The sequence below is a fragment of the Pseudomonas sp. Pse35 genome, assembly GCF_024519715.1.
Taxonomy (GTDB): Bacteria; Pseudomonadota; Gammaproteobacteria; order Pseudomonadales; family Pseudomonadaceae; genus Aquipseudomonas; species Aquipseudomonas paracarnis.
Map to the genome: position 1 here is coordinate 15,993 of NZ_JALJRP010000052.1, position 11,691 is coordinate 27,683.

Sequence of the window (11,691 nt, forward strand, 5' to 3'; positions counted from 1 at the left end):
GCCAAGGGTACGTGCCATCAGGCCGGCTTTACATATTCGATCTTGGTGATCCACCAGCACACCTCTCCGCCTGGGGTCTGTACGACTGCCTCGTCATCCACCTCCTTGCGCAGCAGGGCCCGTGCCATGGGTGAGTCGATGGAGATGTAATCCATACGGTCGTAGATCTCGTCATAACCCACGATGCGAAAACGCTTGGCCTCGCCCTGTTCGTTTTCGATTTCGACCCATGCGCCGAAAAACACCTTTCCCTCCTGCTCGGGCATGTACTCCACCACCCGCATGTCTTCCAGGCGTTTGCGCAGGTAACGCACCCGTCGGTCGATCTCGCGCAGCAGCTTCTTGTTGTACTGGTAATCGGCGTTTTCACTGCGATCTCCCAGGGAGGCTGCCCAGGTCACTTTGCGCGTGGTATCCGGACGTTTTTCACGCCATAGGTAATCCAGCTCTTTTTTCAGCGCTTCATGACCCTCTTTGGTAATCAGCTTGGTACTCAAACGCTCACATCCCCAGGCAATGTCTAATGATGCCGATACGCCAGGGCATCATGCCCAGGCAGCGGCTGGCTGGGACTGATGATAAATGAACCCTGGAAAGTATCCAGGCCGGCGCCCCCTGTAACCTCACCCATGGCCCTCCAGGACTTGATCCAACTCAAGCAGCATGCCCTGCATGCGCTGGCGCATGCCGGACAACTGCAACATCATCATTGTCAGCTTTTCGGCTTTCTGACTGACCTCCAACCCCTGCTTCTGCAAATAGGTATGGCGCTGCTCAAGTTCACGGCCTTTTTCATCCAGTTGGCTCTGCTGCTGTTGCAGGGACGCCTGCCACTGTTCAAGCATCTGCTCTTTCTCGAGGACGGCGCATTTTTTTTGCGTCAACTCTTGGGCGACCTTGGCCAGATTGCTCAGCGCGCTGTCCATTTCAAGCAAAGAGGTATGCTCCAGGTGGGCAGGCGGGTCCAAGTGGTCGGGCTCGGGTGGCTCCAGCCGCAGGTTGTTTGGCTCAAACTGGCTGTCATTTTGTTCATCCGGGACAGGCGGCGCACTGGTCTTGACCTGCAACTGCGGTATCGCGGCCAGCGACTGCGCCGGCTCTTCAAAGGTGTCTTCATCCACAGGCTGCGGCACAGCCGTGGGTGCGCGCGGATTTCGGGGAGGCGCAACCATTTGCGACGAAAAGCGAATGGACGGCACGATCACTGCGCTGCTTTCGATCGCAGGCAACGCCGGCGCAGACATACCCAAGGTGATCACCTTCATGACCAATGCCTTCTTGATGATCACCGAGTGATGATCCTCGGGCCTGGCAGGCGGCAGCCGGCAGCCCTTCAAGTCAATAAAGTGAAAGGGAACCTCAGCGTCGCCAATCGAGCTTGCCTTCGAACCTGACGCGGCCGCCATCATCAGGATCTGCTTGAAGACCTGCATCGCTGATTGCAGGTCCTCTTTTGAATCAACCCCCCCCAGAAAATAGCGTTCGAGCTTTTTACGTAATACCGCGATATAGACCCGGGAGTGACCGGGTTCGGTCTCCTCATCCAGGCTATACACGAGAAAGTTGGACCCGGTTTGCGTGACAGCGAACCCACACAGCAACGCGCCGTTAACGGGCGCGTCTTCGTCGTTACGTTCAAGAACAAGAGTACGTAGAAGCATCATGGCAATCAGGCCTCATTACAAAAGAAAAAACCTTATATAAACACCAGATAAACATCCGAGCTTTAATAAGTCTTCCAAACAAAACAATTGTTTCAGCGAATTATCGAGCCGAACGTAGGATTCTTCTTATTAGTTACGTCTCGCGTTCCCAAGCCACTTTATTGAACGTACCCTTTTTAAAGCTCTCTCCCATACGGCCGGCACCTCTCACACGCCCTGCAAAACTTATTCGGTAAAAATATGATCGAGATAAGCAACTTGACAAAACAGCTGGGCAAAAAAAGCGTTATCACCAACCTCTCCTTCTGCGCCCAGCGCCAGGAGTGTGTGGCCCTGCTGGGAGAGAGTGGTGCAGGAAAAACAGCACTGCTGAGTTTGATTGCCGGGGCAATCAAACCTACTTCAGGACAAATCACTATCCAAGGCTTCAGTACCCAGACCCATTCACTCCAAGCCAAAAAAGTCGTTGGCTATCAACTCCAGGACGGCCTCAATCATCACAGGATGTCCGTCAGGCATATGCTCAATTTTATTGCCGCTATTCGCGGTTTGAGCGGTGTTGAAAAGCGCAGTCGAGTCGAGCAAGTAGTCACGCGACTGGAACTGCTGCCCGTGCTCAACTGCCCGATCGATGTGCTTCCACTTGGCTTGAAGCGCAGAGTCGCAATGGCCCAGGCACTCCTGCACTCCCCAAGCCTGCTTCTGCTGGATGAGCCTACGGAGGGACTATGCCCTGATCAACGGCTCAAGTTCAGGGCACTCATCCAATCCCTGACCGAGGAAATGACGATCATCATCGCCTCCCGCCGTTATCAAGAGTTAGCGGATACCTGCACCCGTGCCTTGGTCATCGCCGACGGCCGCCTGGTGGCCGACGCTTCACTGCCGGATTTGCAACGCAGTTCCCGGCATTTCCAAGCGGTGACCCTGGCGGCGGACACCCCGCTGGATTTGCTGGCGCTTGCCGTATTACCTGGCGTCGCAGGCATCGAAGAAGACCGGCATGCCCCCGGCAAGGTGACTGTTCTGGCCATGCCCGGGCACTCCATCTTCCCTTCAATCAACGCGCTCATCACCCACCGTGGCTGGAACATAACGTCAATGAATCTGGAGCCGGGTCGCCTGAACGATGTCGTTCACCATCTGAGCCATGAGGTAAATCCTTGAGACTGCTAGCCATCATTTTCAAACGACAACTCGCCAGCTTTGCCTCGTCACCGAGCACTTATCTGAGTGTGGCGGTTTTTCTCGTGCTGGGTGCGACGCTGGGGTTGCACAGCCATCACTGGCTGGAACAAAACAGCAGCGATTTGCAGGCGTTCTTCGAACTGCATCCTTGGCTCTATCTGCTACTGGTACCGATTTTATCGACGCAGTTATGGTCAGACGAATCCAATACCGGCTTTTGCGACACATTGAAATCCTTACCCGTCACTCCGACGCAGCGAGTGGTTGGAAAGTTTATGGCGGCATGGATCGTCTGTGGCATCGCTTTGATGCTTAATTTCCCTTGGGTGATGGCTGTCAATTACCTTGGCACCCCCGACAATACCGTTATCGCATCACAGTTCTTCGCCAGTTGGTTATTGGCGGGAAGCTATCTCTCTGTAGGTTGCTTTGCCTGTGTGCTGACGAACCAACGCGTTATGATTTCCCTCTTGACGCTGTGCTTGTTGCTGGCCGCCAGTGGGATATCTTCAATGTTGGATGCACTGGAACAGCAGACCCCCATATGGATTATCGACAGTTTGATATCCCTTGATCCGATTTCCCGCTTCAGCGCGATGGATAACGGCAAGTTGACATTGCATGACTGCCTGTACTTCATAAGCATGATCTTGGCTTTTCTGTTTGCGACCACCCTCACACTCAACTACAGAAACAGCTGACATAGGAACGCCACTGATGGGATCCGCTTTTCGCGCGGGTATGACATTGATCGTCATATCACTACTGTTTCTGGCATTCAATTTAGTCTGGGTACCCAAACTGCCAACTGTCCGTTGGGACTTTTCCCAAGAAAACACCCACACCCTATCGCCATCGGCGCGGCAATTACTCGTTTCACTTGAAAGCCAACTGGACTTATATTTCTTCAACACCCTCAATGCACCGCAAAAAAAACCGGTATTGAAACGTTATGGCCGGCGCGTGGAAGACTTGCTCAAGGAATTCGAAAAAGCTGCCAACGGCATGATCAACTTACATATTATCAACCCCACCCCGTTCTCTGAGGACGCCTATAAAGCCAGCTTGTTTGGCCTTGATGACACACAAGGATTCCTTGGCCTTATCGGTACGCGTGCCGGCCAGGGCGCCCAACGCATCCAAGCGTTCAGCCCTGAGCATGAATCATTGCTCGAGTATGAAATCAGCCACCTGATCTACAAGTTGATGCACCCTGATCGCCCCACTGTTGGCCTACTGTCGGGACTGCCCTTGGACAAATCGGCCGGTGGGTTACTGGAGTTGATGCGCGAGCAATTCAGTGTGGTGGAATTGGCAGCGAACATCACCCAAGTACCGCCCTCCATGAACACACTGATGGTTGTACAGCCACACGCTCTATCTGGTCGAGCCCTATATGCCCTTGAGCAATGGGTACTCAAAGGCGGCAAGCTGATGATGTTCATCGACCCGGTGAGCGAGATAGGCGCCGACGCCATATCCACAAACGCCAGGCTGGATGCGCTGCTGACCGCATGGGGTATCCAGATGCCTGCGGACAAGTTGCTGGTCGATAATCTTTATGCCTCATCAGCAACGCCCGACACCGGAATGCCCGCGGTACTGCACCCGGCCAGGCTACATCTGCCAAGGCAGGCAATGACCAGGTCGGATATCAGCACCTGGGGACTGCATTCGGTCATCGTATCGAGCAGCGGCGCGCTCTCCTTGGCCCCCAAAAGCCGCTCGCTGTTGACCCCGCTTCTGCTGAGCTCACGCCAATCGGCATTGGTGGACGCAGAACGCTTTGCTTCCGCTACCACGTTCGACTCACTCATAGATGAATCAGCGACTTCAGGACAGCGCCATGTCATCGCCGCCCGCCTTGACGGGCCCGCTTATTCAGCGTTTCCCGACGGCCTGGAGGGCCAGCCGCCCGGGCTGCAGAGGGCAGAACAGATCCAGATGGTGATCGTGGCCGACACGGACTTGCTCGCGGACACGCTCAACAACGCCCTACCCAACGGCAACGCGCAGTTTGTATTGAACACTTTGGATAATCTGGCGGCGCCCGAGGCACTCAGAAATATTCAATCCCGTGTGATGCGCCAACCATTGCGCAGGCTAGAACACATGCGCGACGAAGCCGCACAGGCTTATCGCAAAAGTGCGACTGCGATGGAGCGACGACTTGAGCAGACAGAACAAGCATGGCGCAGGTTGAACCCACCCCACACCAGCCTCATGACTCAAGCGGTGGATACCACTACCCAGTTGCAGGCACTCAACAAAGAGCGCCTGCAATTGCCCATCGAGTTGCAGGCGCTCAAGACCCAGGCATACGCCCCGCTGCTGCGTTTCGAACGATATCTGCAATGGCTGATGGTCGCCACGATACCGCTGCTGCTGTGCCTGATTGCCTGGGTACTTTTCCTATACCAGCGAAGGCGTCGAACATTTACGTTGGCGGCCTATCACCACTCGCTCAGCGACGGGTAATCAGGCCTTGGCGGGCAATGCGTGTCAGTTGATGGATCACCTCAACGGCGTTGCTGGCATTCGGTGCCTGGATCACTGCCAGGTCGAAACTATCGCTGGCAAAACGGGCCAGGGAATCGCCGTCTTCAACAAACTGGATCAGGAACGCCGAAGGTCGACCGGAACGGCGTGGCCAGCCGTCCAGATAACGCAGCAGCGTCGGCTGGTGCTTACCGCCCAGAAGGATTTTCGGATTGCGTTGAGTCAGGTCCGCGGTGATCGGGGCCAAGCGTATGAGAGGGCGCAGTGCATTCATCGTGTCGTGTCTCTGCCTCAAAAGTCTGCGGGCAGGTGAGAGGCAACACCGAACCAGCGCTTTAGCGGTATTTCGAAGAACGCCCTGCGTGAGCAAGCGTGCTTCTGTCGGGCTGCATTGAGTCCCAGTGGCGCCCCGCAATTAGCTGTTTAAATCGGCGCATGAGCAGCATCCTAGAGAAGCCGGTGGGGCAGTGTCAAGAATCCCGGGCAACGAAAAGGCCCGCATCAGCGGGCCTTCTGTACAGCTTGCTAAACGATCAGTGAGTGATCGCGCGGTCGACAGACAATTTGCCCGCACCTTCCAACAACACCGCCAACGCGCCGCCGAGCAACGCCAGTGCGAACTCATAACCGTTGTTGGCCATGAACAGCCCGTTGTGGATGTGTACAGAGAAAATCGCCACCAGTGTCAGGAAGGTCAGGCCCAATGCGGCAGGGCGAACCAACAAACCGATGATCAGGGCCAGGCCGGCGAAGAACTCGGTACCGCCCGACAGCAGCGCCATCAGCGTGCCCGGCGCCAGGCCGATGCTTTCCATCCATTGTGCGGTGCCCGCCAGACCACCACCGCCAAACCAGCCGAAGAGTTTTTGCGAACCGTGGGCAGCGAAGATGATGCCGACGAAAATGCGCAGAATAGTCAGGCCATAACCGGCGCGAGTGGACAGTACACGGGTAATCATTGGGCTCATGGGGGTAAATCCTTTTCCAGGTAGGGGTTGGTTGGCCGCTATATTAATCAGTTTAAACAATGATAAAAGCCAAAATATTGCCTAATTAACATCTAAAAATTCGATTATTTACGCGATGCAATTTTAGCCGCGGGCGGCTCCAGGGACTCCCGCTGCCGATCGAACGCCAAATAATACTTGTTGACGCTATTAACATAGCTGACGCCGCCCATCCCTACCTGCTCCATGGCAATGCGTTCAACCTGGAAGAACCACTGATTGGGGTTAAGCCCGCGGCGCTTGGCTTCGGTGCGCATGCCTTGCACTCGTTCCGGCCCCATGTTGTACGCCGCTAGCACGAAAGCCATGCGCTCGCGCTCATTGAGCTTGGGGCTGGCGAAAAACTTGCGGCGGATCATCGCCAGGTAACGTGCTCCCGCTTGCACATTATTGTCGAGCGTCTCGATATTGTTGACCCCCACCCGCTGGGCCGCCGACGGAGTAATCTGCATCAGCCCGGTAGGGCCGCCGCTGTTGCGTGCGCCTGGGTCCAGGGAAGACTCCTTGAATGCCAACGCCGCCAGGTTCAGCCAGTCCATACCTTGCTCACGCGCATGTTTTTGCAGGACCGGGCGCAGTTTTTCCAGGCGCTGGCGGTCAGCCCGCGCCAACGGGTTACGGACCTGGTAGAGGCGTCGATAGATACGCTGGAATGCCACATCCTGGTCGGAAGGCGTGTGATAGGTCTTGAGAAACCGATCAATGCTGGCGCGCAGCATCGAGGCATCCTGGCGTACAAACCAGAATTCGTCGCCCGGCTCGCTGATCACCACCTGCTTGTCAAAGCGCAACTTGGGCAGAATTTTCGACCAGCGTTGGGCAATGGGTTTTTCCACGATCGTCAGGTGAAAAATCCCGGCCTGCACCATCTCCAGGACGTCTTCCACCGCCAGGCTGGGGTCAACCCATTCGACTTTCACGGGGGGGCGCTTGTGCAGAGCCAGTTTTTGATTGACCTGACTGATGGCATCCGCCGCCGCACTGCCCGTGGTCAGCGTCAGCGTGCGACCTGACAGTTGCTCCAGCCTGGTAAACCGTCGTTCACCCTTAACGCCCACCAACCACAACGGCACATCGCTGACAATCGGGTCGCTGGCGCTGACCTTGTGCACGCCCTTCACGTCCAGCAATTCACCGGGCGCCACCAGGTCGCCCTCGCCACGGGCCAGCGCGCCGAGTAACTGGTCCTTGGCCTTGGGGATGATCTTGAGGTTGATGGCCTGCCCATCACGGGCATGGCCATTGAGGTACTGCTCGAAGGCACGCAACCGGTGGTATTCGACACCGATGGCCTGGCCCTGCACTTCACCGGAACTGTTGCGGCTCTGGTTGACCAATACGCGCAGGGTGCGGCTGGAGCGAATTTGCGCGAGGTCGCGGACCTTGCCGGGCTTGGCCACTTGCAGCGGCCCATCCAGACGTGCGACCGCCGCCATGGGCAGCAGCAACGTCAGGCACAACATAAGCAACGCCGAGGGTCGGATCATCCGCTCTCCGAAAAGAAAACTGGCCAGCACCTTCGCGAATAACGACGTGCTGGTGGTCAGAAACAGAGCGCTTTATGCGCTGGCAAGGCGTGCAACGGCGCCACGGTGGCAGGCAATCGGCCCCCCACAATGTCGCTTGCGACGTTCAAAGACAGCGTTAACGCATTGTAGTTCTTGGTTTTTCTTATCAATCTACAGCTCTGATATGCTTTCCGGCCGCAGGCGGAGATAGCACCATGCAACTCATTGATATTGGCGTCAACCTGACCAACCCCAGTTTCGACGAGAGGCACACGGCCGTTCTCGAACGCGCTTACGCCGCTGGCGTGCAGCAATTGGTACTCACCGGCACCAGCGTCGAGGGCAGCGAACAGGCCCTGCAACTGTGTGTAAAACTCGACGAAAGCGGCCAGCGACTGTTCAGCACTGCCGGCATTCACCCTCACTCTGCCAGCGACTGGAACAGCGACAGCGCCCAACGCCTGCGCAGCTTGCTGGGCGACAGCCGAGTGCGCGCCGTGGGTGAATGCGGGCTGGATTTCAACCGCGACTTCTCCCCTCGCCCCCAGCAGGAAAAAGTCCTCGAAGAACACCTCGCCCTGGCCGTCGAACTGCAACTTCCGGTGTTTCTCCATGAGCGCGATGCCAACCAGCGTCTGCTGGAGATCCTCAAGGACTACCGCGACCACCTGCCAGCCGCCGTGGTGCACTGCTTCACTGGCGAACAGGCAGCGCTGTTCAGCTACCTGGACCTGGATTTATACATTGGCATCACGGGTTGGATCTGCGACGAACGCCGTGGCACCCACCTGCATTCACTGGTCAGGGACATTCCCCGAGGCCGTCTGATGCTGGAAAGCGATGCGCCCTACCTGCTACCACGCACCCTGCGCCCCAAGCCGAAAAATGGTCGCAATGAGCCGGCGTACCTGCCCGAAGTACTGCGCGAAGTGGCCTTGCACCGTAACGAAACGATGGAAGATCTGGCGTTGCACAGCACCGCCTGCGCCCGCCGCTTTTTCGGCTTGCCTGCCATCGATTGATGCGGCGCATTGACCCATGTCAAAAGCGCTGTTCTGAATAGCGGCACAATAATGGCACCTTGCCAATACCGTTTCCGCTATCAGAGAAAACCTTCCATGGGTGCCTGGCTTAGCAATATCTCGCTCAAATACAAATTCTGGGCCGTCAACGCGGTCGCCTTCATCACCACCCTGCTGCTGGTGCTGTACGCGGTACAGCTTGAACAACAGGCGCGCAGCCAGGCGTCGCAAGCATCGGCCCAGGCCCAAGGACGCTTGCTCAGCGCCTGGCCAGCCGACAGAACGTTGCCCACTGGTGAGCACTGGCTCGCATTTTCCAAAGGCCAGATCCCCCAGGACCTGCCCGCCCTGAACACTGCCAACGGCTGGACTGAACTCAACCCCATGCCGTTGTTCGGTGAAAACCCGCTGATCGGCGCCGAGGTGATCAGCCGGGCCGACGGCCAGCAGGTCGCAGTCTTCGCCTACGCGCCGAGCCTGAGCCAGGTGTTCAGTGAACGCTTCGCCAATTACGCCGTTGCCGTGGCAGTCCTGATGCTGGCCATGCTCGGCGCCTCGCAGTTGTTGATCCGCTTCCTGCTCAGTCAGCTCAACACCCTCAAGGATGTAATGCTGCACGTTGAAAAAACTGGTGACCTGTCGGCACGGGTGCCGTTGGCCTGCAAGGATGAAGTCGGCCAGATGGCCAGCGCCTTCAACGCCATGCAAGCCGGTTACCAGCGCGTGGTCAATACCGTGGCACGCACCGCCCGGCAATTGGACGACGGCGCCGCACGCCTGGCCAGCAGCATGAACGAGGTGCAACACGGCATGCTGGGCCAGCAAAGCGAAACCGACCAGGCCGCCACCGCCATCAACGAAATGACCGCCACCGTCTACCACATCGCCCAACACGCGGGCGCCACCCGTGACTTGTCGCAGTCCGCCGACACCCTCGCCGGCAGCGGCCAGGCAGTGGTCACCCGGGTACAGCGTTCGATCGCCGGGCTGTCCAGTGGGGTACAGCAGACCGCCGAAATGATCCAGAAACTGGCCGAAGACAGCCAGAAAATCAACGGCGTGGTCGGGGTGATCCACAGCATCGCCGAACAGACCAACCTGCTCGCCCTCAACGCCGCCATCGAAGCCGCCCGCGCCGGGGAAATGGGTCGCGGTTTCGCGGTAGTCGCCGACGAAGTGCGCAACCTGGCCAAGCGTGTGCAAAGCTCCACCGACGAAATCACCCGCATGGTCTCGGCGCTGCAAGCCGGTACCCGCGACGCCGTGGACTTTATGCAGGAAAGCTCATTCAAGGCCGATGACTGCGTCCAGCAGGCCCAGGAAGCTGGTGTGGCCTTGGCTGAAATCACCGGGGCCGTGGCACAGATGCGCGAAAGCAACACCCAGATCGCCGTGGCCGCCGAGCAGCAAAGCCATGTTGCCGAAGAGATGAACCGCGCCGTGGTGAGCATTCGCGATGTGACCGAAAACACCGTACATCAAACCGTGGCATCGGCGACTACCAGCAATGAACTGGCGACGTTGGCCGGGGAGTTGAGCAAGGCGATTGGGCAGTTGAAGTTGTAAGACTGTTCCAGCTGTAATCCGACTCCTACGACCAAGCCTCGGTTTACCTGAAGTTAAGACGAAACTTCCTCGCCATCCCCGCGAATAACGCCGACTTCTTTTACCTGACAACCGCTGCAAAGTCCCTCGCCTGATCAAACAGTGCGAGGGATTGCAGATGCTGGCGTTCGTTAGAGCCCTGATGAATGGGGCTGTCTCTTGATCTCGGTGCTGGCCAACCTGATGCTGGTGCCGATGGATCCCGAAGCGCCGAAGGTTGAGCGCGTATTCGCGGACTTCCGCACCTGCCTGAATACCTTTGATAAGTGGACCGACAGCTTTTTAAGTGGTTCGGCACTTAGCGTGGAGCAGGTGTTCAAGGTTGGGGAAGACGTCGCACTGGTCGCGCCGATCTCTTCCGACAAACCCAGCCGCACCGTCGCTCAATGCAAAGCCCAGGGTGGGCTGACGCTGGTGCATCTGTTCGAAAGCACGCAGTTCGTGCCTATCGGCAACACGCCCGTGAGGCTGCAAGCCGTTGCACAGGACGGCATCCCGGTAGGCGCGCCACTGCATCGGACCATTGGCCCCAGCGGCATTCTTGAAGTCAGCGACTGTAGCCGCGACCAACAGTACGAAATCACCTTTTATCCCACTGTTTCCAAGGTTCACGTCCAGGCGCTGTATGCGTCCTATGAGTCTGTGATCGCCGGGCTGGAAACGGATTTGCGCACGGCATGGGCCGAGCACTTCAAGCCTCGATGGGCAGACTTTGCCAAAGCGCCGGCTTACAAGCGCAGTGCCTTACAGGGCGTGGCCTTTGCTGCCGGGCTGGGCAACGCGCTTTATAACCTGTGGGACAACATCACCGAGCTGTACGACCTGCTCGCCAACCTCAAGACCAACAGCGAAACGTTGCTGAAATACCTGTCCCAGACCGAGCTGAACGCGCTGCTCAAACTGGGCAGAGACACGCTGGCCAAGGGGTTGCTGGTACTCAGTGATGAGCCGCTGTTGTTTATCTACCTGTCGGCGCTGGTGGCCTGGGTACGCATGCTGCCGCCACCCGATATGTACGAACTGCTGGGTGAAATCACCGGCGAAGTGCTGATCAACTTGCTGCTGATCTGGGCCACGCGAGGCATTGGGGTGCAGCTGCGCCTGGGTGCTCAGATGCTTAGTGGCGTCAAGTCCGGGCGGGCGCGGGCGTTGTTGGAATTGCTGGCCAAGCAGGTGGCGGGGCCTCGGCTGGAGCCCC

The 11,691-nt window shown here is 57.6% G+C and carries 10 protein-coding genes and 1 pseudogene; 6 read left to right on the plus strand and 5 right to left on the minus strand.

The window, feature by feature from the left end; genetic code table 11:
* Window positions 1-17 precede the first annotated feature (17 nt).
* Both greB and OC445_RS26010 read right to left on the minus strand, forming a co-directional pair.
* Window positions 18-497 (minus strand): transcription elongation factor GreB, encoded by a 480-nt coding sequence (greB, locus tag OC445_RS26005; protein ID WP_054897905.1) that lies wholly within the window; start codon window positions 495-497, stop codon window positions 18-20.
* Window positions 498-623: 126 nt separating this feature from the next.
* Window positions 624-1,664, minus strand: coding sequence for a hypothetical protein (locus OC445_RS26010; RefSeq protein WP_054897906.1), 1,041 nt, complete (start codon window positions 1,662-1,664; stop codon window positions 624-626).
* Between the two features lie 240 nt (window positions 1,665-1,904).
* On the opposite strand from OC445_RS26010, the gene OC445_RS26015 reads away from it, so the two are divergent.
* Genes OC445_RS26015 through OC445_RS26025 form a run of 3 tightly spaced genes read left to right on the plus strand, consistent with a single transcriptional unit; the run spans window position 1,905 to window position 5,330 of the window.
* The gene (locus tag OC445_RS26015) at window positions 1,905-2,831 is read left to right on the plus strand and encodes an ABC transporter ATP-binding protein (RefSeq protein WP_057976642.1); all 927 of its coding nucleotides are present in this window, start codon (window positions 1,905-1,907) and stop codon (window positions 2,829-2,831) included.
* Window positions 2,828-3,553 (plus strand): ABC transporter permease, encoded by a 726-nt coding sequence (locus OC445_RS26020; protein WP_054920162.1) that lies wholly within the window; start codon window positions 2,828-2,830, stop codon window positions 3,551-3,553. Before OC445_RS26015 ends, OC445_RS26020 begins: the two co-directional genes overlap by 4 nt.
* A gap of 16 nt (window positions 3,554-3,569) precedes the next feature.
* A complete protein-coding gene (locus OC445_RS26025) occupies window positions 3,570-5,330 on the plus strand; it encodes a Gldg family protein (protein ID WP_198790754.1) in 1,761 nt (586 codons plus the stop codon).
* Here the strand turns inward: OC445_RS26025 and OC445_RS26030 are convergent.
* The 3 genes from OC445_RS26030 to OC445_RS26040 form a co-directional block, all read right to left on the minus strand.
* A complete protein-coding gene (locus tag OC445_RS26030) occupies window positions 5,317-5,625 on the minus strand; it encodes a hypothetical protein (protein ID WP_034126721.1) in 309 nt (102 codons plus the stop codon). The genes OC445_RS26025 and OC445_RS26030 overlap by 14 nt on opposite strands.
* Before the next feature lie 259 nt (window positions 5,626-5,884).
* Window positions 5,885-6,319 (minus strand): DoxX family protein, encoded by a 435-nt coding sequence (locus OC445_RS26035; protein ID WP_003189852.1) that lies wholly within the window; start codon window positions 6,317-6,319, stop codon window positions 5,885-5,887.
* Between the two features lie 104 nt (window positions 6,320-6,423).
* Window positions 6,424-7,845 (minus strand): transglycosylase SLT domain-containing protein, encoded by a 1,422-nt coding sequence (locus OC445_RS26040; protein WP_198790755.1) that lies wholly within the window; start codon window positions 7,843-7,845, stop codon window positions 6,424-6,426.
* A gap of 236 nt (window positions 7,846-8,081) precedes the next feature.
* Here OC445_RS26040 and OC445_RS26045 point away from each other — a divergent pair, with 236 nt between their 5' ends.
* The 3 genes and pseudogenes from OC445_RS26045 to OC445_RS26055 all read left to right on the plus strand — a co-directional run.
* The gene (locus OC445_RS26045) at window positions 8,082-8,888 is read left to right on the plus strand and encodes a TatD family hydrolase (protein WP_198790756.1); all 807 of its coding nucleotides are present in this window, start codon (window positions 8,082-8,084) and stop codon (window positions 8,886-8,888) included.
* Between the two features lie 96 nt (window positions 8,889-8,984).
* Window positions 8,985-10,454 (plus strand): methyl-accepting chemotaxis protein, encoded by a 1,470-nt coding sequence (locus OC445_RS26050; RefSeq protein WP_198790757.1) that lies wholly within the window; start codon window positions 8,985-8,987, stop codon window positions 10,452-10,454.
* Window positions 10,455-10,652: 198 nt separating this feature from the next.
* Window positions 10,653-11,691, plus strand: a pseudogene (locus OC445_RS26055) (type IV secretion protein Rhs); the annotation flags it as partial.